We start from the raw sequence: 23661 nt of genomic DNA on the forward strand, positions 1-23661 counted from the left end.
ACCTATACCTCCAATTGATGAAGACTACGGCTGCGAATCTCTTGCTGCAGCTTACTGATGACTTCACTGACATCCATGCTCCCAAGGTCTTTACCACGACGAGTACGGACAGCAACTTTTCCTGCCTCGACCTCTTTGTCGCCACAAACCAGCATATAGGGAACACGGCGTAAAGTGTGTTCGCGGATTTTAAAGCCTATCTTCTCATTTCTCAAGTCTGCTTTTACACGAATGCCCGCTTCTTGCAGTTTTCGGGTCAATTCGTTGACATAATCAGACTGGCTATCAGTGATATTTATAATCACCGCTTGAACCGGGGCTAACCAGGTCGGGAAGAAACCAGCGAATTCTTCGGTCAGAATACCGATGAAACGCTCCATTGATCCCAAAATAGCCCGGTGAATCATAACCGGAACCTGACGCTCGTTGCTTTCGCCAACGTAAGACGCGTTCAGACGGCCCGGTAATGAAAAGTCGAGTTGCACCGTACCACACTGCCACGCACGATCCAAACAGTCATGCAGGGTAAATTCAATTTTTGGGCCGTAGAACGCCCCTTCACCCGGCTGATAGGCGAACTCGATGTTATTTTCAGTCAACGCGGCCGCCAAATCGGCTTCAGCGCGATCCCACATCTCATCGCTACCAATACGTTTTTCAGGACGAGTAGACAGTTTCACCACGATTTTTTCAAAACCGAAGGTGCTGTACATGTCATACACCATCTTGATGCAGCTGTTCACTTCATCACGAACCTGCTCTTCCGTACAGAATATGTGCGCATCATCCTGAGTGAAGCCACGCACACGCATTAAGCCATGCAGAGAGCCTGACGGTTCATTACGGTGACAGCTACCAAACTCAGCCATACGCAGCGGCAGGTCGCGGTATGATTTCAATCCCTGATTGAAAATCTGTACGTGGCCTGGGCAGTTCATTGGCTTGATGCAGTATTCACGGTTTTCTGATGACGTCGTGAACATCGCTTCTTTATAGTTTTCCCAGTGACCGGTTTTTTCCCACATCACGCGGTCCATCATGAATGGACCTTTTACTTCCTGATACTGATACGACTTCAGCTTCATGCGCACAAACGCTTCCAGCTCGCGGAAGATCGTCCAGCCGTCGTTGTGCCAGAACACCATACCTGGCGCTTCTTCCTGCATATGGTACAGGTCAAGCTGTTTGCCGATCTTACGGTGGTCGCGCTTAGACGCTTCTTCAAGACGTTGCAAATAAGAAGCTAGTTGCTTTTTATCTGCCCATGCGGTGCCGTAGATACGTTGCAGCATTTTGTTTTTGCTGTCGCCACGCCAGTAAGCGCCGGACGTTTTCTGCAATTTGAAATGGTGGCAGAAACGCATATTCGGTACGTGCGGACCACGGCACATATCGATGTATTCTTCATGGTGATACAGACCCGGACGATCATCACGACTGATGTTCTCATCCAGAATCGCCATTTTGTAGGTCTCACCGCGTGCAGCGAACGCATCGCGCGCTTCTTGCCAACTGACTTTTTTCTTAATGACGTCATAGTCAGTGTCAGCAAGCTCATGCATACGCTTTTCGAGCAGCTCAATGTCTTCCTGAGTCAGGGTACGGTCGATATCAACGTCATAGTAAAAACCGTTATCGATAACAGGACCAATCGCCATTTTGGTATCTGGCCACAGTTGTTTAATCGCATGGCCCAGTAGGTGCGCACAGGAGTGGCGAATAATTTCCAGACCGGCTTCATCTTTAGCGGTGATGATGGCTAACTGCGCATCGGTATCGATCTTATCGCTGGCGTCAACCAGCTCGCCATTGACACGTCCTGCGATACAGGCTTTTGCCAGACCGGGACCAATATCAAGTGCAACATCGAGGGGAGAAACGGCGTGGTCGTAATGACGCTGACTTCCATCAGGAAGGGTGATAACTGGCATTATAATTCCCTTATTTACAGTGGTGAGCCACACGAAAGCTCACATGCAAAAAATCGTATATCAATTGAAAATCAAAAGTGTTAGCCATGCTATTTCTCTTTACTCTGTGAAATATATACACATGATGCGAACACTAAAGGTGCGCATTAGCGTGACATGGATAACGTCGGGGCAATAATACACCTTATAAGTGGTGTGTTAAAGCCGGATAGTGGCCTGTTCATCTTTACATCATGATGAACAGGCTACGGGGAGTTACTGTGTCTGCACCGACTTCATCGCGGCATTATTTTTGCGGGAGAATCGGAAACCAAGCCAAATAACGGCAATCCAGAACGGAATTAAGATGACCGAAATGCGAATTCCTGGCGAAAGCAGCATAATCACCAGAATCCCCGCCAGAAATGCCAGACACAGGTAGTTACCCCACGGATACCAGAAGGCTTTAAATGCAGGAACAATGCCCTTCTCTATCATCGCCTGACGAAAACGCAGGTGCGCAAAGCAGATCATGATCCAGTTAATCACCAGCGTCGACACCACCAGCGCCATCAACAGTTCAAAGGCTTTGCCTGGCATCAGATAGTTGATCGCCACGCCAAACGACGTTGCTAAGGCTGACAGCACGATAGAACGAACGGGAACACCACGCGCGTTGACCTTCGCGAGAGATTTCGGCGCATTTCCCTGTTTTGCCAAACCGTAAAGCATCCGGCTATTGCAGTACACGCCGCTGTTATAAACCGATAACGCCGCCGTTAGCACGACGATATTAAGTATGTTTGCCACCATGTTGCTATTCAGCGCATGGAAAATCAGGACAAACGGACTCCCGCCATCGACAACCTTTCCCCACGGATAAAGCGATAACAAAATAGACAGCGCGCCGATATAGAAAATCAGGATGCGATAAACCACCTGATTGGTCGCCTGCGGAATAGAACGCTTCGGATCGGCCGCTTCGGCAGCGGTAATACCCACCAATTCCAAACCGCCGAATGAAAACATGATCACCGCCATCGCCATGATCAATCCGCTTGCGCCATTCGGCATGAATCCGCCATGGATCCATAAGTTACGCACCGTTGCCGTTTCACCGCCGTTGCCACTTAGCAGCAACCAACTACCGAAGACAATCATCCCAACGATGGCAAGCACTTTGATCAGGGCGAACCAGAATTCCGTTTCCCCAAACATCCGCACATTAACCAGATTGATAAGGTTGATCAGCACGAAGAATATCGCGGCGGACAGCCAGGTTGGCGTTTCAGGCCACCAGTATTGAATATAAATTCCCACGGCCGTCAGTTCAGCCATCCCTACCAGAATAAACATCGCCCAGTAGTTCCAGCCAGCCAGAAAGCCAGCAAAATCGCCCCAGTACTTATAGGCAAAATGACTAAACGAACCCGCTACCGGCTCCTCCACCACCATCTCACCCAACTGCCGCATAATCAGAAACGCAATCATTCCGGCAATTGCATAGCCCAATAAAACGGACGGACCTGCCATTTGGATAGTCTGCGATATCCCTAAAAACAATCCGGTACCAATCGCGCCACCCAGCGCAATCAGTTGAATATGTCGATTCTTTAACCCTCGTTTTAGAACCAATTCCTGTTGATCGTTTGCTATGTTGTTTTGAGCATTTGCCATGTTGTTTTTGTGCTTCCTGTAAAGCCTTCTTCATTTTATAACAATGCCTGCTTACGCCATCAGCATGAAGGATGACGTAAGCAGGCAAAAGGATAGGTGTTTTACGCGTTACACAGTGATTGAGCCATTAACGTTCCGGGATGACACTTTTAAACGTTAACTCCACATCATCACGATCGCGCTCAGCGGCAAGCGCCTCAGTCTCACTTTTCTCTGCATTCTGGGGCAACAATTTTTTCAATAACGCTAACTGCTGGCGTTGCTGCTCTACGATTTCTTGCAGCAATTTCACTTGCTCATTCGCTCTGACACTCGCCCGATTAACAAAAAACCAGACCAGCGCGGCCAGCAGCACAATCAGCAAGACAAAAACCACTTCTAATATGTTCACAACGACTCCACTTATAACCACTTATGACAGGTACCTGTGAGCTATCTTACCACCGTGGCATAGCCAAGTTCGATACCCAACCCTATCCGTTATTCGCATCGTGTTGGTACGCATCGCTATCGTGTTGGTATAAAAGGAACGTTTTTCGACATCGCTTGCGACGGCCCGCAGGGGGGCGACCAGGGATGACACGCCATAAAAAAGCCTGTCGGCAAGGACAGGCTCAGGCATTGATAGGGAATATCAGAAAGGGTAATCGTGGTAGCCCATTTGCTCAGAGATATTTCTCGCTGCGGTGTGCAGCGTAGCGACATATTCGTGTTTATTTTCTTCTGAAAAACGAATCGTTGGGAAAGAAATACTGAGGCCCGCAATCACCACGCCAAAGCGATCGAATACTGGCACGGCGATGCAACGCAGCCCTTCTTCTTGCTCTTCGTTGTCTTCTCCGTAGCCTTGCTCACGCACGACATCCAATTGGTTGAGAAGCGCTTCAGCAGAGCACAGCGTGTGTGGCGTACTGCGAGTGAATTCGACGGTCGATAGAACCTCTTCCACTTCGCTGCGATCGCGCCATGCCAACAACACTTTACCAATTGCGGTACTGTGCAGCGGATTGCGGCGGCCAATGCGTGAATACATACGCAGGTTATACATCGAATCAATCTTGTGGATATAAACGATGCCGTCTTCATCCAACGCGCCAAGGTGGATCGTTTCCCGCGTTAGTGCAGACAACTCACGCATCTGTATATCCGCACTGCGGATTAAATCTACGTTCTGCAATGCTTTTGCCCCAAGTTCAAACAACTTGAGCGTCAGCGAATATTTCTCTGATTCACCTTCCTGCGCAACATAGCCCAGGGATTTCATCGTCTGCAAGAAGCGGTAAACGGTACTCTTGGACATCATGACGCGCTGAGAAAGCTCGGTAATACCAATTTCTCTCTCTTCACCTAATGCCTGTAAAATACCAAAAACCTTTAAAACGGACGACACGGAATCGGGTTGTTTATCTAAATCTGCACTAGCCATTTTTGTGGTTACCCTACTCAGGTTTTTTGTTTTAAAAAAAATAGAACAATGGTTTTAGTATAAAGGGAACGCTTTGATTATGGCAATGGAGCAATAACGATAATCAAGTTAAGTTTGAGAAATAACCGTGTCAGAGACTTAATAAAATAATATGTAAGAAAATATTTTAAAATAATCCGCGCCATAAAATGTGACGCGGATTTATTAGTATTATTAGTGCCAGACTGAATCAGGAACCTTCGCCAGATACAGCGCAGGCTTTCCATCTACGTCAGAAGTAAACAGAACTTGTTTATTATCCGGTGTAAAGGAAGGATGTGGGTGAGTAACCTGACGGTCGCCTTCCAACACATCCCAGGATGTATTGTGCTGTGCAATGCGATGTTCTTTGCCTGTTTTCAGATTGAAAACATACAAGAACGGATCGTTCTCAATTTTGTAACCGCCATCGTCCTGCACGTCGACCGGCGCATCAGAACCATCACCTACCAGCAGCGTACCATCATAGTTACTCATCAGGTGAGAACACGGCGGCATTACGCGCAGTTGGCGATCTTCCAGCGTAACCGGATCGATGCTGCGGATGTAGCGATTGGTATCGTCTTTAAGGTAAGAGACGTAAATCATCGCAGAGCCATCTGGAACCCAGAATTCGTGGGTGCAGCTTTCGCCTTCAGCATGCTCTTTCACTTTACGCATGTTGGTGCCATCTTCATTGATGAACCACATACGCGCATCAACCAGGTCATGTGGGCCTTCATGGCAGAAAGCCACGGTGTTGTCATCACCCGGACGATAGATTGGGTGACCCAGCCACTGATTTTCCTGAAGGATAGTCTCCGCTTCGCCCGTTATCAAATCGACGCGAATCAGACGACAGCAAGGATTAGTGAAATAGAATTCCTGGAATTTTTTCCAATCGGTCAGTGGCTTCCAGTCTTCTTTTTTGATCTCAATACCGACCATTTTGGTGCAATCGGAGTTGGCAACCCAGGTACCGTAGCCGACCCAATCGTCAGGCACCTGATAAATCGTTTTCTCTTCCAGCGTAGCCAGATCGACACGCATCAGATTACGGGTATTTTTAACGTAATACAGCGCATCGTCATTCGGAGACAGGAAGCCACCGAAGGTGTTGTCGCCTTTGCCTTCCGTCAGCTGCGTGGCGCTCTGCTCTTTTAAATCCAGCAGATAGTAATTCCACGGGCCATCAAATGCAGCACCAAACAGCAGCTTGCTGCCGTCATTGAAGAAACACTTCTGGTAGAAATAGTTGCGATGGCAGATAACATCGGGCGGGGTTAAGCGCACAACTTCGGTGCCGGTTGCTGAATCCTGGTAGGTATGAAACGTTAGGGGGATCTTGTTACCTTTGGCCATCCGTAAATCCTTAGAACTTATCATGAAGAATCTGACGCCACACGCGCATACTCTTCGATAACCTGACATTTCGATCGCCCGATAAATCGGTCATCCCGACACCGGTTGTTCAAAAATCAGGCCACCAATCTCACGCGAGACGCCTGTTATATCGGCATTATAGAAACAATGTTTCATTTTTCCGTGATCGTGGTTTTATTTTATAAAACATTCTTCATATTTTCACCACCTGTTTCAGACCTAATGAAAACATTCGGGCGGAGAAAACGCAGGAGCGATGAACCAATAAACACAGAAATAACAAAGGCCCGAATGGGCCTTTGGGAAGATAACGGTAGAAGATAATATCGTAAATTACTTCAGGTATTCGCCGGAGCGCAGCGCTTCGATACGCTTATCCAACGGCGGGTGTGACATGAACAGTTCGCTGAAGGATTTCGATTTTCCGTTAATGCAGAAAGCCATCATGCTGCTCTCTTCCTGCGGCTCATAGCTGGTCTTCAGGCGTTGCAGTGCAGCGATCATTTTCTCACGCCCCACCAACTTGGCTGAACCGGCATCCGCATGGAATTCACGGTAGCGTGAGAACCACATGGTGATGATGCTGGCAAGAATACCAAACACCAGTTCCAGCACGGTGGCGACAGCAAAGTAAACCAATGGGTTACCGTTACTGCTTTCACCTTCGTCACGGTTGCCGGACAGGAAACCGGAAACGACTTGCGCGATGAGACGAGAGATAAAGATAACGAAGGTGTTTACGATCCCCTGAACCAATGTCATGGTCACCATGTCGCCATTCGCGATGTGGCTAATCTCATGCGCGATAACGGCTTCCGCTTCGTCACGGCTCATGTTTTGCAGTAAACCAGTACTCACGGCCACCAGCGACGCATCACGACGGGCTCCCGTTGCGAACGCATTGATGTCCGGTGCATGGTAGATTGCCACCTGTGGCATCGCGATCCCAGCCTGCTGTGACTGTGAACGAACCGTTTCCATCAGCCAGCGTTCAGTTTCGTTACGTGGTTGTTCAATGACTTCACCGCCAACGGACCGTAACGCCATCCATTTAGACATCAGCAGTGAAACAAACGCACCGCCAAAGCCAAACAGCCCAGCCATAATCATTAAGCCCTGGACACTGCTGGACTGAATTCCCGTCAGGCTGAGTACCAGCCCGAAAACCAACATCACCGCCAGGTTGGTGATCAGGAAAAGCGCAATACGCATCATAAAGGTCTGATTTCCTCTTGCAGAAAGATAAAGTTTGCACCCATACATCGTATGGGTTGCCGTGGCATTTTCAAGCATTCTTAACTTTTCAGTTACTAAATCCACATAACTTTACACTTTTCAAAAGGAAAGCGGCATCCTGCCTGCTGTCAATCCTGATATGTCAGCGCGACAACGTTGACCGAAACTCGATAAATTCGGCAGCGTGATCCACCTGAATCGCCCCCACCCCCGCGCGAATTAATGCGCCCCATACGGCGTCAGGTTCAGCTAAGGCTCGTGTGTCGCTATAGTCGAGCGAATGCGAGCAATCCAGCGTGTTCACCCAAATCCGAACCCCAAGCCGTTGAAACTCGGCATACGCTTCGGTCACCGCATCAATATGATCAAAATTGGCTTCCACAATGCCGACGCCAATATCATCAATCTGTCGCAAAATATCGACGGTTTTCCCCCGTTTGAGGTGGATCATCGGCATGTAGGGCACCTGGGTATCCCGCGACGGTGAGGCAATGGGAAAACGGGCAGAGGCAAGATCAACCGGGCTTTTCATAATCACGCCAGCACTCAGGCCTTTATCGCGGATATCGCGGGCGATCACACCAAATTCGTGCTCATGTTTGACATCCACATTGATGACAATACGTCCTCGCGCTTCTTCGAGAACTTCATACAGCAACGGGACTTTTTCGTTGCTCAATGACCATGCAGAACCGCCATCGCTCCCGCGTAGACGTGCCTGACGAATCTCCGCCAGCGTCATCTTGCCAATGCAGCCGCGCATATCGCTCGTGCGATCGAGCGTATCATCATGAATCACGACAACGTGGCTATCAGCCGTCAATTGCGCATCCATCTCCACGATATCAACGCCCAGACGAATCGCCTCACGCAGCGCCGCCAGCGAATTTTCCGGTGCCGAATCCCAAACGCCACGATGCGCTACTGCCAGAACCGTCGCGTTTTGCGCCGCAATTACGTCCTGAGTTATGCCTCTATTTTGCCTTGTCATCTGTCGAAAACTCCAAATAAACGGGAAATGTCACGAGTGACGGGAAACCGACTGCGCGAAATGCTGCAACAGGAGATCGCCCCGAGAAACCACATTGTCCAGGGCCTGCTGCGGCGTTTCTTGCTCTGCCCAGACCTTCTCCAGTTCTTCATCCATGATGGTGCGAATTTGTGGCATGTTGCCCAAGCGGAACCCGCGCGTATAAGGCAGTGGCGGTTTATTAGTGAGTTGTTTCAACGCAACATCGCTGCCGGGGTATCGGGCATAAAATCCCTGATCGCGAGTGAGTTCGTAAGCGGGTTGTGTCACCGGTAGATAGCCCGTCATCTGATGCCATTCGGCGGCATTTTCCGGCAGCGTGAGGAAATGCAGGAATTCAGCGATCCCTTGATAATGCGATGCTGCTTTCCCTTTCATGACCCAAAGGCTTGCCCCTCCGATGAACGTATTCTGCGGCGCGCCTTTCGCTTCCTCGCTGTAAGGCAGCATGCCTACACCGTAGTGAAATTTGGCATAGTTCTGAATCTTGCGTAACCCGCCCGATGAGGTAGTCAATATGCCGCAGTCGCCGTTATAAAAGCGTGTAGTGCCTTCATCATTGCGGCCGAAATAGCTGAACGCCTTCTTCTTCATCATCTCCGCAAGCTGGGTGATGTGGGCGACCTGCAACGGACCGTTCACCAACAGGTGCGCGTCGACACCATCGAAGCCATTGTTTTTCGTCGCAATCGGCAATCCGTTCCAGACGCTAAAGGCTTCCAGTAATATCCAGCCCTGCTGTCCTGCATTCGTATAACCGCATGTCATTCCACTCTCGCGCAGCCGCATCGCGTCGTATGCCAGTTCATTCCAGGTGCGTGGCGGCTTATCAGGATCGAGCCCCGCTTTAATAAACGCATCTTTGTTGTAGTAGAGAACGGGGGTGGAACTGTTAAACGGTTGGGAAATCAGGTGTCCGGTCTGACTGTCGCTGTAAAACAGTCCCACCGCAGGCAAAAAGGCTTTTTCGTCATTATCGATACCAACCTGATTGAACAGATCGAACACCGGGATAATCGCCCCGCTGTGCATCATATTCGGTGTACCGACATCATAAACCTGCAAAATATCCGGCGCGTTACCCGTGCGATAAGCGGCAATGCCAGCGGCCAGCGTCTGTTCATAGCTGCCTTTGTAGATAGGCTCAACGTGGTACGCCGTCTGAGATTCATTAAACCGGTTGACCAGCCGTATTAATTCCGTGTTCAGGTTGCTGTCCATGCTATGCCAAAACGTCAGCTCAACCGCCGCCCTGGCAGACAGCGGAATGAGCAAGACCACACTTAACAGCATCAAAAAAACAGACGTGAACCTAAACCGAATCATCATGATGTTTTCTCCGGTACGATTTAAAAATCGCGTTTTTTTAGGAAAATTTCATTTTGGAAAACGTGTTTTAGGAAAAAGGTGTGCTGATAATGACGCTAGAGTTCGCCTGTGACACGTAGATGACTGGGAAGGTGATGAACTGTATCGCGATATTTCAGCAGGTAAGAGAGGGGAAATCGTGTAGCAGAAAAACCTTATGTCAGAAAAACGTTGTGGCGGACAGCCCTTCGACTGCCCGCCACGGTATTCGGTTAGCTCTGTGCGTGTGCCATATCCGTACGCATTGAAGCAGCAACGGGTTGATGTTTCGGTGGTTTAACCCACAGAGTGATCAGCAGCGAAACGACAGACATAATGATGATGGCCATAAAGGTAGCCTGGAAGCCACCAAGCTGAGCGGCGATAAACGAGCCAGACAATGCACCGATACCGAACCCCTGATAAATCACGCCGTAGTTTTTGCTGTGATTTTTCAGGCCGAAGAAATCGCCAACAATCGCCGGGAACACGGTGATATTGCCGCCAAAGCAGAAGGCAATGGCGCTGACACAGGTAAAGAACAGAAGCGGGTTAAGCGGCAGGAATGTCATCACGGACACCGCCAGGATCGTCACGAACAGGGTAAAACTGATCACCCGCATACGTCCGACATTATCGGAAAGCGCCCCAAGCACAATCCGTCCAACGGTATTAAAAATCGCAATCGCAGACACGGCATTGGCCGCCATTGCCATATCCATTCCGGCCATTTGCACGCCGATATCTTTCACAATGCCAATCAAATACAGGCCGCTCATGCACGCGGTGAAGAAGATAATAAACAGCAAATACGATTCTTTGGTCGCCAACATTTCAGCCAGCAAGAAATCACGCGCCTGCCCCTGAACCGCAGCCTGTTGAACCGGTACTACAGCAGGTTCTTTCAGCAGTGAGCTACCAACCAAAATCATCGCCATGACAATAATGCCCCAGTAGAAAAAGGCTTCTGACACACCGACTTCCGCAATCAAAAAGCTGTTTACGTATTTGAACAGCAGGCTTCCGGTACCAAAGGCGCCAACAGAAATGCCCGCAATCAACCCTTTCCGGTTAGGGAACCATTTGATCAGATTGGACAGCGTCGTGATGTATGCCGTGCCGTCAGCAAAACCGACAACAACGCCCATCAGCAGATAAATCAGCGTTAGCGACGGGCTTACCGCACTCGCCATCAGACCCGCACCCAGTGCGATACCAGCGATCATCGTTAAGCGACGCAGACCAATACGCTCCTGAAATTTACCGGCAAACAGCGTGGCAAAGGCCAGACAGAAACTGGTAATGGAAAACGTCGTCGCAACGGAGCTCAGCGTCCAGCCAAATTTGTCCACCAGCGGCTGGTTGAATAAACTCCAGGTGTAAATCGTGCCGAGTCCCATTTGGGTGATGATCGTACCGAGGACGATCAATCCCCGGTTAACTGGTTTGGTATTCATGGGCTTTCCCCTACATCAAAAATTGGTCCGATTCACTCGGTACGCTAAAAAATATAAGCTGATGTGGAGAAGAGAAATTTCATCAAAACACTGTCAGCTTATGGGCTGAGGCCAGTATACAAGCGGGCTGACAGTGGTTGATCGAATGGGGAATGAGATGCCTGAAACGCGGAATGAAATGCCGTTAAAGACGCATCAATGACCTGAACGCCTTTATCTTGCTTCGGCTTACCGGGACTTCAAAATCCAGATCGTTCAATCGCAGAATATAGGTATTGTTAAACCACGGCACAATTTCACGGATTTTCGTCAGGTTGACGCAGTAAGAACGATGGCAGCGGAAGAAGTACTCTTCCGGCAAGCGGCTGCAAAACTCCGTAATATTCATCGGCATGATGAATTCCTCACGCCGGGTATAAACCAGCGTGACCTTTTCCTGCGCGGCCGCATAGTAGATATTGTTAATATCCGTGACGATAATCCGTTCGTCTTTCATCAGGTTAATGGTGTGCTGCGCACTTCTCGGGGCACCAGAAGGCATGCCCGTTTCAACAGCAGGTGCCATTTGTCGCTGTTGCCAGGTCGTTTCCAGCTTACGCAGCATCGTGACGATACGCGATTCATGATACGGCTTGAGAATGTAATCGAAGGCTTCGACTTCAAACGCCTCAACCGCATGTTCTTTGTACGCCGTAATAAAAATGATGTAAGGCTTATGCGCGAATTTGCTGATATTTTGCGCCAGCCAGACGCCATCTAACGAGGGGATATTGATATCCAAAAAGATCGCATCGACGTCGTTATGTTGCAGATATTTCAGTACATCCAGCCCGTCATCAAATGTCGCCTCAATCGTAATATCACTGTGCTGTTTGATGAGGTAACTCAGCTCTTGCTGCGCGAGGAACTCATCTTCAACAATAATGGCTTTCATGGGTTGCCTCCTGTTTGTTCAGCAGCAGAATATCCCGGTTGTGGCACCTGAACGGTATCCGGCAACGCCGACGGGGTTTTATCTTCTCGTGGAATGTAGAAATAAATTTCGGTCCCCGGTTCCAGGCGGCGAATATGCAGCCCATCACCATAGAGCAAGCGGACCCGGTGATGGACATTCAAAAGACCAATTCTATTCCCTGGCAATTCATTACGCGCGACGCGATCCATCGTTTCCTGACTAATACCATTACCCGTATCTTTTACCGCGACCAGTAGCTTATCGCCCTGCTCCTTCACGGACAGCACCACAGTTCCTTTGCCTCTGCAAGGTTGAATACCGTGCACAATCGCGTTTTCGACCAGCGGCTGAATTAACAAGCTGGGGATTTTGTACGCTAAATCGTCGTCGATATCGTAAATCACCGTTAGCTTGGCACCGAACCGCGCCTGCTCAATCGCGATATAATCCTGAATTTGGTACAGCTCTTTCTTTATATCGATCAGCGCATCGTCGTTAAGTTCGAGGTTATAACGCAAATAGCGAGACAGATTGATCACCAGTTGGCGCGCGGTATCGGGATTAATACGAATAGATGAGGAAATCGCATTCAGCGCATTAAAAAGAAAGTGCGGATTGATCTTACTTTGCAGCGCTCTCAGTTCTGCTTTATTTGCCATATCACGCAGTTGCTCTGTGCGGGACACTTCAATTTGCGTTGACATGATTTGCGACAAACCGACAGCCATCACGCGTAATGAATAGGTAATTTTATGCGCATGGCGATAATAGATTTTCAGCGTACCGGTTACCTGCCCGTGTTCCCACAGCGGGATGACGATCATCGAATGGATTTCCGGCGTCAGGTGCTGTTCATCATTATTCTTAATGATGATTTTCCCGTCATGAATCGCCTGCTGCGTCATTGGGCTGATAATGTCGTGGCCGATATTATACTTTTCTTCCCCAATTCCCACATACGCCTGAATGTGCTGCGTGTTCGTTATTGCCACCGCATCTGCATTAATTTCAGTCCGAATGATCCTACAAATAGCCGTCAATGAATCGCTGTTGATATTGCGGAAATACGGCAATGTCTTGTGTGCAATATCCAGCGCGAGTTTGGCCTGCCTGGCGGCAATGACCTCTTTTTCATTCGCCACACTTTGCACCAGCAGGACGATCAGGCCAATACAGACGGAACCAAGAATCATCGGCACCGCAATCTTTGAAACAATATCCAGCCCTAATTCAATCGGCGTCGCCCATGCCACAACCAGCAACATGGTTAACGACTCACACAGCATGCCGCCCAGAATCCCGATGCTCCACTGCTGTTCTTTTTTGACTTTCTTATTGATGTAGCCGGAAGTGATACCCGCGATGATGCTGGTAATCAGGCAAGGGACGGAGGTGATGCCATCGATATCAATGAGGTAACGATGCGCTCCCGCAATGATACCGGTCGCAATGCCTACCCAAGGACCGAAGAGAATACCGCCGGACATCACGGCAATCACGCGCACGTTGACGAGCGACCCTTCAACATTAATGCCGGAATACGTACCAAACAGCGCAAACAGCGAAAAGATGGCCGTCACCGTCACCCGCTCTCCTGGCGAGTGCTGCTCTTTTTGCAGTAATTGCCGGAACTGACGCGTTCTTGTCAGGAAAAACAGACAAATCAGCATCAGCGCGGCGCGGTCGAAGACCGCAAGGAGCATCTCAAATATTTCGTGCACGGGACATCCGGTACTGGGTTACGAGCCAGCACTATAGAAAAAATGTGATCCAGATTCCACTTTTTAGTCTGTGAAGCGCGCGGAGAATGCAAAGTATGAAAGCCAGCGAACGCTGGCTTTCTGGTAAGGCAGGATGGTAAAAACGCTGTTCGTCTATCCTTGCTTAAACGTCTATTGGCTTATTCAGTTTCAGCAACTGGGTGAACTCCTCGGCAGGCATTGGATGCCCAAACAGATATCCCTGCGCTTCCTCACACCCTTTACCCCGCAAACGCTCACTCTGCTCTAATGTTTCCACACCCTCAGCAATCACACCCAGACCGAAACTTTTCCCGAGATACAGGATCGCTCGAACAATCGCCGCATCCGGCGGAGACTCGCACATGGTTCGAACAAAAGTTTGATCGATTTTCAGCCGAGTCACCGGGTAGTTTTTAAGCATACTGAGCGACGCATAGCCCGTTCCATAATCATCAAAGGCAATACCGATTCCCGCTTCACGCAGCGTATTTAACGGCTGTAGCATGCTTTCATCGTAACGCAGGATGATATTTTCCGTGATTTCCAGCTCCAGCGAACTGGGCTGTAACCCGGTACGTGCAAGAATATCCATAATCTTTTGCGCCAACATACCGGTACGAAACTGTGCGCTGAAAAGATTAATGCTGATACGAAAATAGCTGTCGCTCGCCTGGCTCCATTCCGCCGCCTGCCTGCATGCCGTTTCGACGATCCAATCCCCAACGCGTTCTGCCCACGGGCCGTTTTCCAGTGCGGTAAGAAATGCCGCAGGGCTAAGCAGCCCTCTTTCCGGATGACGCCAGCGCAGCAGCGCCTCCGCACCAACAATCTCATTCGTCGCCAGTTTGACCTGTGGCTGGTAGAACATCTCAAACTCATGCTGCTCGTAAGCGCGCACAAATTCTAACTGGAAGGCATGCTTAGCCTGAAAGACCTCAAGCAGCTCGCGCGTAAAAAAGCGGTAGCAGTTTCGACCTTCTGATTTCGCCTGATACAGCGCGAGATCCGCGCTGGTCAACAGGTCCTGCACGGTCAGTCCGTATTCTGGATACAACACCGCACCGATACTGGCACTAATATTGATTTGATGATCGTCAATAATCATCGCCTGAGAAATTTCATGGATGATTTGCTCAGCAATTTTGCCCGCGACCTTTTTGTCACTCAGTCCGGGAAACAGTAGCGCAAACTCATCACCGCCCATTCGCGCGACAACATCACCGGAGCGAACCGTAGCTTTTATTTTTTTGGCGACATGCACCAGAATATTATCGCCACTGGAATGCCCCAGACTGTCATTCACATCTTTAAACCCGTCCAGATCGACCATCATGATACAAACCGCAGGTTCATTCTTTAGTGCAGTTTCCAGATTGGATGTCAGCAGCGTGCGGTTTGCCAATCCGGTTAGTGGATCCAGATGCGCGAGTAAGAACAGCCGCTCTTCATTGCGTCGCCGTTCTGTAATGTCACGCAATATCGCGCCATAGCTAACATTGTCGTTGTCTTCCCACATCGAAACCGACAATTCGACTGGAACCATACAACCGCTTTTGGCTTGCACGTTCAGTTCCAGCGTCACGCCTTTCATCAGCGAATCCCGATCGGTGACCAGATGATTGAGCTGCACGACAAAGGCATCAGGTACGATGGTATTAATACTGCGGCCAATAATTTCCTCGTCAGTATATTCCAGCATGTGTTCCGCTGCGGTATTCCAGAAGGTGATCATCCCCTTCTCATTAACGCACAAAATGGTATCAGGCGAGGTATTGGCAATATTTTCAAAACGCACCTGACTGGCTTTACGCGCCAGTTCCAGGCGTCGCATTTCCAGCTTGTCCATGACTAATGAAGCCAGATCCTGCAAATTATGCTCATCACGTTTGGTGAATGTCGTTCTGGGTTTCAAATCGATAATGCACAAGGTGCCGATGGCATGCCCGGACGGCGTAATTAATGGAATCCCGGCATAAAAACGAATGTAGGGAACGCCCACAACCAGCGGGTTATTTTTAAAACGCGCATCCTTAAGGGCATCGGGCACTACCATGATCTTTTTCTTTAGGATCGTATGCGCGCAAAAAGAGATATCGCGAGGCGTTTCGCAAAAAGGAACGCCTACGCTAGCGGCAAACAGTTGACGTTCAGCCTCGACCAACGACACCAAAACGATAGGCACGCTGAAGATGTTAGCGGCCAGACTAATCAGGTTACTCAGACCCGGGTCGAATAATACGTTCTTAATTCCATACTCACGAAGAGCAGCAAGACGTTTGTCTTCATCTTTGCTTATTGGGGCACGACTCATGGGTTCCCCCCTCCCATCGTATTAATGTTCAGATTAGACAAAAATTTAGCTATAAATCCAAAATGTTGCAGCAATGAGCACGATAAGAACAGCAAGCCAAACGTTAGCAAACAAAGTACCCTATCTTGCCAAGAGTCAAGATGCATGGTGGCTGAGTATGAGTATGGCAAAAGATCCAGACTCTATCACCCCTGCGAATCATTAATAATAACAAGTGGAAGCATCAATTAAGATAATAGATGAAAAGCGAAATAGAAAGATACCGACGCACTCACAACGTTGAGCAATGAGGGAAGAAAAGGAAGGGAAAGGTTGGTATATTCAAGTACTCATGACCGGATAACGACAACGTATTATCAAGTTATTAACAGAATATAACCAACCAGAGTGTCATCAGGCAGGAAAATAGGTTATTGAATGCTCAGGCGTGTCGTTTTTTGCTCGGATCACGACATCCCAAATCCCGGTATAAGGCACCGTTAAATACACTTCGCCTTCCGCATGACGGCAAATAGAATCCTGCGTAGCACTATTCTCTTCAGTCATGGTTTCCTGTTCACTACTGCTCATTTGCACTTCAAATGTATTTGTACACCGAACAATTACCGTATCACCACCAAACAGACTTAAACACGTGCGAATTACAGACATACATCCTCCGCGACACGCAGTCATGCGTATGCTTAATGAAACGAATTTATTGGTTATATTTCCCACAGCGGGATTTCCATAAAAGCAAAATGCATACGGCCAGATTGTGATTTAGATCAAGTGACTCACACGTTTAAAGCAAATCAGGGGGTGGAATAAGACGATACTATGACTGACTGATACTTATTAGGGTTTTTGATAATCGAGCGATAGCGCTTAGGGATGCCGACGTTATCTCATCCAGTCATGCAGGATTAGCACCATAAACTAACAACTTAAGTCGTATCTCAAGTTGTATTTATGCGCAATTATTACACGTACGAATGACACACGGCGGTGGTTTTTTTTAAACAAGATTAATACCCACTTGATAAATGACAACCTAGGTTGTACATTGAACGGATGAAAACGACACTTGCAGAACGATTAAAGACCGCCAGAACTGCACAAGGGCTTAGCCAAAAAGCACTTGGCGACATGATTGGCGTATCTCAGGCCGCCATACAGAAGATCGAGGTGGGGAAAGCGTCGCAGACAACCAAGATTGTTGAGCTTTCCAATGCACTACATGTTCGCCCTGAATGGCTGGCAAACGGCGAAGACCCAATGCGTAGCAGCGAAGTCACTCGCTCACTCCAGGAACCCAGCATTCCGCCAAAATCCGAATGGGGCACCGTATCAGCTTGGGACAGCACAACAGAACTATCAGAGGACGAGGTGGAAGTGCCCTTTTTAAAGGATATTGAGTTTGCTTGCGGCGACGGACGCATTCAAAGTGAGGATTACAACGGCTTTAAGCTCCGTTTCTCCAAAGCGACACTGCGTAAAGTGGGTGCAAATACGGACGGTTCAGGCGTTCTTTGTTTCCCGGCAGCGGGCGACAGTATGGAACCCATCATTCCTGATGGAACCACCGTTGCGGTTGATACTAACAACAAACGCATCATTGATGGAAAGCTCTACGCCATCGCTCAGGAAGGCGGCGGCAACGAAAAACTAAAACGAATCAAACAACTTTACCGCAAGCCGGGCGGCCTTCTCGTCATCCATAGCTTCAATCGCGAGACTGACGAAGAAGCCTACGAATCTGACGTCGAGATCATTGGCCGCGTGTTCTGGTATTCGGTGCTGCTATAGCCCGATACTCGCGGTATCCCTCTCTTTTCTTCTCATCAAAGCCGGTGGACCGATACGGACACCGGTTTGTTTTATGCCTATAAAAAGGTTGTGAGTAACCGCTTTATCAACAAACGTTTCAGCGCTAAAAAACGTTTACCCCCGCCCAAGTAACCTTACCTACGCGCAACAGTTTTATACAATCCCCGTGCTATTGTTTCACCAACCCTTGTTGATATTGTGTTATTCACCCTGTCTATATTGTTCCTTTCCCGCCCTGTGGCGGGATTTTTTTTGTCCCTCATCGGCCTCTTTTGTGTGTAGCCCCTTCCGTTGTCATTTCTTTTTACAACCAAAAACAACCTAAATTAAAACTAAAGATGTTGACATGAAAACAACTATAGTTTTAAATAGACACATAGCAGCAGGGAAGTCTCTGCAAAGGTAACAACCCAGTTTTCACGTCAGCAACAACACACATAACAATAGGGTGATTTATGACTGAGCCACAATTTCGCAGTAAAGGTCCTGAGCTTCTGGTCGAGCTTTCTCAACACGTTGCCGATACGGTCAAAACCGTCACGGAGTTAGATCCACAAACCGCCGAACTAGTCGGTAATGCCGTTGCCAAACATATGATGACCGTATGGGGCGGGCAAAACGTTTATTTCCCGATGGGAATCTCCTGGCGCGCGTCTCAACGCGATCTTCAAATCTATGAAGAGTTTGACGGGCGCAATCACAGCGCTCTGGCTAAAAAATATAATGTCTCGCTGCAATGGATTTATAAAATTGTCAGAACGATGCGAAAAGAGGAACTACAGGCAAAACAGCACACTCAGGCATAATGCAAAAGCCATGAATTAAAAAGCCAGGTGATAATTAAAAGAAAACAATAAAATAGATCATTTAATAACAACTATAATTTTGCTTTTAATAAAAAAATAACCTAATTCATGAGAATTGTGCAAATGTAGCAAGGTATTCCTATACGCTGGCGCAGGACCACACACGTAGTTTGAAACATGACAGAGATATTCAAAGATAATACCGTGTGGTAATTAATAGAATGGGTACGTTTACGTATCCATTCTTTTTTATATCTCTCATTTTTCTCTTAGAAAAAATCGCCCTTCTGCACTCTTGCCTCTCTTCTTATTCAAATCAATCAGCTAAAAAACCCACAAACATGCATTTACAATGCATAAATCAATTTTTACCCATTCCGAGCGTGATAACGTTGCCCCACGATCCCTTCGGCGTATTGAAAGCGCCGAGTGAAAAAAATAAATGGGGGCAATTGAAAGCAATGAGTGAGAAAGCAAGAAAGCGGTGGCAACGCCGCCCCGGAACCACTGGCGGTAAACTTCCTTGGAATGACTGGCGCAACGCCCTGACCTGGCGCAGAGCAACGCAAATTCTGCTATTGGCAATCAACGTTTATATCGGCATCACCTTCTATTTTTGGGTACGCTACTTTGAAACTGGCGGCACGAGCCTTTATATGTCGAGGCCAGGCGGCATAGAAGGTTGGCTGCCAATTGCCGGATTGATGAACGTGAAGTTCACGTGGGAAACGGGTAATTTTCCCCCTATCCACCTTGCGTCAATGCTATTACTTATCGCATTTGTCCTCACCAGCCTGTTGCTGAAGAAATCGTTCTGCTCCTGGCTGTGCCCTATCGGCACAATTTCCGAGTGGGTCGGAGCTTTGGGGAAAAAAATATTTGGCCGCCATTTCATTCTTCCTAAGTGGCTGGATATTCCACTGCGTAGCCTGAAATATTTGCTATTAGGCTTTTTCCTCTATATCGCCTTATCAATGCCAGCACAGGGCATTTATATGTTCCTGATGTCGCCCTATGGTTTGATCGCCGACGTCAAAATGCTCGGCTTCTTCCGCAATATTGGCACCATCACGTTAGTCTGCGTCTTTCTTTTTACGTTTGTCAGCCTGTTCGTCCGCCATTTTTGGTGCCGCTACCTTTGTCCCTACGGTGCACTCTTGGGGGTATTTTCGCTGCTGTCGCCCTTCAAGATCCGTCGCAACGCCACCAGCTGTATTGATTGCGGTAAGTGCGCCAAGGCCTGCCCATCTAACATTCCGGTGGATAAGCTGATTCAGGTGAGAACCGCGGAATGCACGGCCTGTATGACCTGCGTCGAATCCTGCCCGGTATCATCAACGCTTTATTTCTCACTGACGAAACCCTCGGGTTCACAGGAAAAAAGCAGCGAAACAACCAAACCGTTATGGCGACAAACTGCATTGTCCGGTATCACGATGACGCTACTGGTGCTCGGCATCCTTTTCGGCATGATCGGCTTTGCGATGTACATCGGCGGCTGGGACAGCCCGATTCCCGAACACATGTATTTCCGGCTCATCCCCAATGCACAGAACATTGGTCATTCATAAAGAAAAAGGGGCCAAATTGGCCCCTGATTTTCATCTGCGCTGAATAGCAGATTACATATTGTCGATGATGTCCTGCGCAAACTCGCTACATTTACGCAGCTTAGCGCCTTCCATCAGACGTTCGAAATCGTAAGTCAAAATTTTATTACGGATAGTATATTTATATTAATTGGTAAATTTTTTCTAAAAAAAATAAAACTCAAATAATCACACATCATGAGAATTAAAATAATTTTGTTAAAGCCTTTAATTAACCATAAGAATCCTTTCTAATCAATAAGTTAATTTAAAAATTCATTTTTTCTTCCTCTTTTTATTATTGCGATTCTGCCTTTCTATCTCTAGTTGGGGTAGGTTTCCTTTTGGCCCTGGAGAAAAAATTGATTTTACCCCTCGTCTACAACTCTCAGCATCAGGAAAGAAACCTATAATTCTCTCATTGCATTTTTCCATTAAGGTATGAACGACGCCCAAGCACATACACAAATACCCCAAGTCAGTTTCATTAAAGAGCCCAGAACCTCTTCTTTCCTGCTCATGGCTGTAATATGAAATAGGTAATATGTGAGTATAGTGTGATAAGATATCGAATAATATATCAAAAGAGTTTTTATCTATCCCATATTTATCAATTAATTCATCTCTAGTGTTAATCATTAAAAACTTCCCATTCAAACACCCTTTCTTGATTGATGAAGGCAATAAAGAAAAGTAAGGATTTTCATTCAAGTTGTTTTTAATTTTTTCTTTTTCAGTATCGAAAAAATTTACGCGTTCTAAATTATTAGATAACTGCATAAATTTCAATCTTTTCATACAGTCATTCATATGCATGGTCCACAATCGAGCCTTCCACTCATCGTCACTAGCCGGCGATTCTGATATATACATATAAAACAGAAATCCTTCCATAATAGCTCTGACATGGCTTGCGATACAGCTGAGATCCCAAAACTGAAAATCTGACTTACTCCACCTAGACATTGGTGCAGCACGTAACAAACTCTCAGAATGTATACATAATCTTGTAAAAATGTATGAACCATACCCTATGTGTGGATCAACTAACCTACCCGCAGTGAACTGATTAATCGCAATAGACTCACATGCTGTAGCATCAAAAAGATCAATAAGTTCTTTATAAACATCAACATTAAAATCTGATTTTTTTATTTCTCCATCCATACGAAACCTCTCAAGAATGAAAAGTAGTTTAGAGCGAAAAATAGAATATTTTAAACATATAAAAATTACCTCTCTACAATCCTATTATATAGAAAATCATCAACAACACACCAACGAAAGTTCGGAAGATAAAATCACACTTTGCATCTAACACATATACTAATAAATTCAAAACAGTCTTATACATAAAAATTTATATCATTTAACACTCACTGAACCCATATATTTTCAACCTAAAAAACCACCAATACTCATCTATTTAATAAAACAAAAAATTAACACCTTTGATAATAGTTTACAAACACAGTAATAAATAGAAGAAGTAAAATTTTTAGTTAATGGTTTGAGGAAGATATTAATATTTTAAACCATAAAGAAAAAGGGGCCAAATTGGCCCCTGATTTTCATCTGCGCTGAATAGCAGATTACATATTGTCGATGATGTCTTGCGCGAACTCGCTACATTTACGCAGCTTAGCGCCTTCCATCAGACGTTCGAAATCGTAAGTCACGGTCTTGTTCTTGATCGCGCCTTCAACGCCCTTAACAATCAGGTCAGCAGCTTCGAACCATTGCAGGTGACGCAGCATCATTTCAGCAGACAGAATAACGGAACCTGGGTTCACTTTGTCCTGACCCGCATATTTCGGTGCAGTACCGTGCGTGGCTTCAAACAGTGCACATTCGTCACCGATGTTCGCGCCCGGAGCAATACCGATACCGCCAACTTGTGCAGCCAGGGCATCAGAAATGTAGTCACCGTTCAGGTTCATACAGGCGATGACATCATATTCAGCAGGACGCAGCAGGATTTGTTGCAGGAACGCATCGGCGATCACGTCTTTTACCACGATCTCTTTGCCGGTATTCGGGTTCTTGATTTTCACCCATGGGCCGCCATCGATCAGTTCACCGCCGAATTCTTCACGCGCCAACTGGTATCCCCAGTCTTTGAACGCGCCTTCGGTGAATTTCATGATGTTGCCTTTGTGCACCAGCGTGACGGAATCACGGTCGTTGGTGATCGCGTATTCGATAGCAGCGCGAACCAGACGTTTGGTACCTTCTTCGGAACACGGCTTCACGCCGATACCACACTGCTCAGGGAAACGGATTTTGTTAACGCCCATTTCTTCACGCAGGAATTTGATCACTTTGTCCGCTTCAGCAGAACCCGCTTTCCACTCGATACCTGCATAGATGTCTTCGGCGTTTTCACGGAAGATCACCATGTCGGTCAGCTCAGGCTGTTTAACCGGGCTAGGTGTACCTTCGTAGTAGCGTACCGGACGCAGGCAAACATACAGATCCAACTGTTGGCGCAGTGCAACGTTCAGAGAACGAATACCACCACCGACTGGCGTTGTCAGCGGGCCCTTAATTGCCACACGGTATTCACGGATCAAATCCAGTGTTTCTTCCGGCAGCCAAACATCTTTACCGTAGACTTGCGTGGATTTTTCACCCGTATAGATTTCCATCCAGGAAATCGCGCGCTTGCCCTGATAGGCTTTCTTCACGGCGGCGTCAACGACGTTGATCATGGCTGGCGTGACATCGATACCGATGCCGTCGCCTTCGATAAACGGAATGACCGGATTGTTTGGAACAACCAGTTTGCCTTGAGCGTCAACCGTGATTTTCTGACCTTCTGTCGGTACAACTACTTTGCTTTCCATTAACCTCTCCTTCGAGCGCAATTTTGTTAATGACTTGTAAGATGCGTGTCAATACTACTTGAATATTTAGCCCGCGCCAATCGCAAACCATTTGAGTATAATGCTTTTGTTACCCGCGA

Annotated in this window: 18 protein-coding genes and 1 pseudogene; 3 read left to right on the plus strand and 16 right to left on the minus strand. The window is 47.5% G+C overall.

Annotated features, from left to right (window positions below; all coding sequences use genetic code 11):
- Positions 1–2: 2 nt before the first annotated feature.
- The 13 genes from thrS to MYB54_RS12195 all read right to left on the minus strand — a co-directional run bounded on the left by thrS (position 3) and on the right by MYB54_RS12195 (position 17143).
- Positions 3–1931 (minus strand): threonine--tRNA ligase, encoded by a 1929-nt coding sequence (thrS, locus tag MYB54_RS12135; RefSeq protein ID WP_014915262.1) that lies wholly within the window; start codon positions 1929–1931, stop codon positions 3–5.
- 255 nt (positions 1932–2186) lie between these two features.
- On the minus strand, positions 2187–3587 hold the full coding sequence (locus MYB54_RS12140) for an amino acid permease (protein WP_039275153.1): 1401 nt from the start codon (positions 3585–3587) through the stop codon (positions 2187–2189).
- A 127-nt stretch (positions 3588–3714) separates the two neighbouring features.
- On the minus strand, positions 3715–3978 hold the full coding sequence (locus tag MYB54_RS12145) for a YebO family protein (protein ID WP_205592785.1): 264 nt from the start codon (positions 3976–3978) through the stop codon (positions 3715–3717).
- A gap of 243 nt (positions 3979–4221) precedes the next feature.
- Complete coding sequence (gene kdgR, locus MYB54_RS12150; protein WP_010297863.1) at positions 4222–5013, minus strand: DNA-binding transcriptional regulator KdgR; 792 nt, start codon at positions 5011–5013, stop codon at positions 4222–4224.
- A 213-nt stretch (positions 5014–5226) separates the two neighbouring features.
- Positions 5227–6393, minus strand: coding sequence for an oligogalacturonate lyase (gene ogl, locus MYB54_RS12155; protein ID WP_010275714.1), 1167 nt, complete (start codon positions 6391–6393; stop codon positions 5227–5229).
- Between the two features lie 354 nt (positions 6394–6747).
- Positions 6748–7629: a protease HtpX gene (gene htpX / locus MYB54_RS12160; RefSeq protein WP_010297866.1), complete on the minus strand. Its 882-nt coding sequence runs from the start codon at positions 7627–7629 to the stop codon at positions 6748–6750.
- A gap of 163 nt (positions 7630–7792) precedes the next feature.
- Positions 7793–8641, minus strand: coding sequence for a glycerophosphodiester phosphodiesterase family protein (locus MYB54_RS12165; RefSeq protein WP_248720816.1), 849 nt, complete (start codon positions 8639–8641; stop codon positions 7793–7795).
- Positions 8642–8671: 30 nt separating this feature from the next.
- Entirely contained in the window at positions 8672–10009 is a 1338-nt protein-coding gene (gene ugpB, locus MYB54_RS12170) for a sn-glycerol-3-phosphate ABC transporter substrate-binding protein UgpB (RefSeq protein ID WP_104212035.1), read from the minus strand.
- Between the two features lie 251 nt (positions 10010–10260).
- Positions 10261–11484: an L-lactate MFS transporter gene (locus MYB54_RS12175; protein ID WP_248720817.1), complete on the minus strand. Its 1224-nt coding sequence runs from the start codon at positions 11482–11484 to the stop codon at positions 10261–10263.
- Between the two features lie 184 nt (positions 11485–11668).
- The gene (locus tag MYB54_RS12180; protein ID WP_119873058.1) at positions 11669–12418 is read right to left on the minus strand and encodes a LytR/AlgR family response regulator transcription factor; all 750 of its coding nucleotides are present in this window, start codon (positions 12416–12418) and stop codon (positions 11669–11671) included.
- Positions 12415–14160, minus strand: coding sequence for a sensor histidine kinase (locus tag MYB54_RS12185; RefSeq protein WP_205592781.1), 1746 nt, complete (start codon positions 14158–14160; stop codon positions 12415–12417). The genes MYB54_RS12180 and MYB54_RS12185 overlap by 4 nt, the downstream gene beginning before the upstream one ends.
- A gap of 163 nt (positions 14161–14323) precedes the next feature.
- Positions 14324–16492, minus strand: a complete 2169-nt coding sequence (locus MYB54_RS12190) for a sensor domain-containing phosphodiesterase (protein ID WP_248720818.1) — start codon at positions 16490–16492, stop codon at positions 14324–14326.
- A 393-nt stretch (positions 16493–16885) separates the two neighbouring features.
- Positions 16886–17143 (minus strand): hypothetical protein, encoded by a 258-nt coding sequence (locus tag MYB54_RS12195; RefSeq protein WP_039514724.1) that lies wholly within the window; start codon positions 17141–17143, stop codon positions 16886–16888.
- 402 nt (positions 17144–17545) lie between these two features.
- On the opposite strand from MYB54_RS12195, the gene MYB54_RS12200 reads away from it, so the two are divergent.
- The 3 genes from MYB54_RS12200 to MYB54_RS12210 all read left to right on the plus strand — a co-directional run bounded on the left by MYB54_RS12200 (position 17546) and on the right by MYB54_RS12210 (position 20678).
- Positions 17546–18280 (plus strand): XRE family transcriptional regulator, encoded by a 735-nt coding sequence (locus MYB54_RS12200; RefSeq protein WP_039273354.1) that lies wholly within the window; start codon positions 17546–17548, stop codon positions 18278–18280.
- A 476-nt stretch (positions 18281–18756) separates the two neighbouring features.
- Entirely contained in the window at positions 18757–19107 is a 351-nt protein-coding gene (locus MYB54_RS12205) for a Mor transcription activator family protein (protein ID WP_010275738.1), read from the plus strand.
- A gap of 461 nt (positions 19108–19568) precedes the next feature.
- The gene (locus MYB54_RS12210) at positions 19569–20678 is read left to right on the plus strand and encodes a 4Fe-4S binding protein (protein WP_248721967.1); all 1110 of its coding nucleotides are present in this window, start codon (positions 19569–19571) and stop codon (positions 20676–20678) included.
- Between the two features lie 51 nt (positions 20679–20729).
- Here the strand turns inward: MYB54_RS12210 and MYB54_RS12215 are convergent.
- The 3 genes and pseudogenes from MYB54_RS12215 to icd form a co-directional block, all read right to left on the minus strand.
- Positions 20730–20831: pseudogene (locus tag MYB54_RS12215) on the minus strand (hypothetical protein); the annotation flags it as partial.
- A 141-nt stretch (positions 20832–20972) separates the two neighbouring features.
- A complete protein-coding gene (locus tag MYB54_RS12220) occupies positions 20973–21863 on the minus strand; it encodes a DUF5677 domain-containing protein (protein ID WP_248720819.1) in 891 nt (296 codons plus the stop codon).
- Positions 21864–22288: 425 nt separating this feature from the next.
- Complete coding sequence (gene icd / locus MYB54_RS12225; RefSeq protein ID WP_039286734.1) at positions 22289–23542, minus strand: NADP-dependent isocitrate dehydrogenase; 1254 nt, start codon at positions 23540–23542, stop codon at positions 22289–22291.
- Positions 23543–23661 lie beyond the last annotated feature (119 nt).

The sequence above is a fragment of the Pectobacterium nicotianae genome, from assembly GCF_023272715.1.
Lineage (GTDB): Bacteria > Pseudomonadota > Gammaproteobacteria > Enterobacterales > Enterobacteriaceae > Pectobacterium > Pectobacterium brasiliense.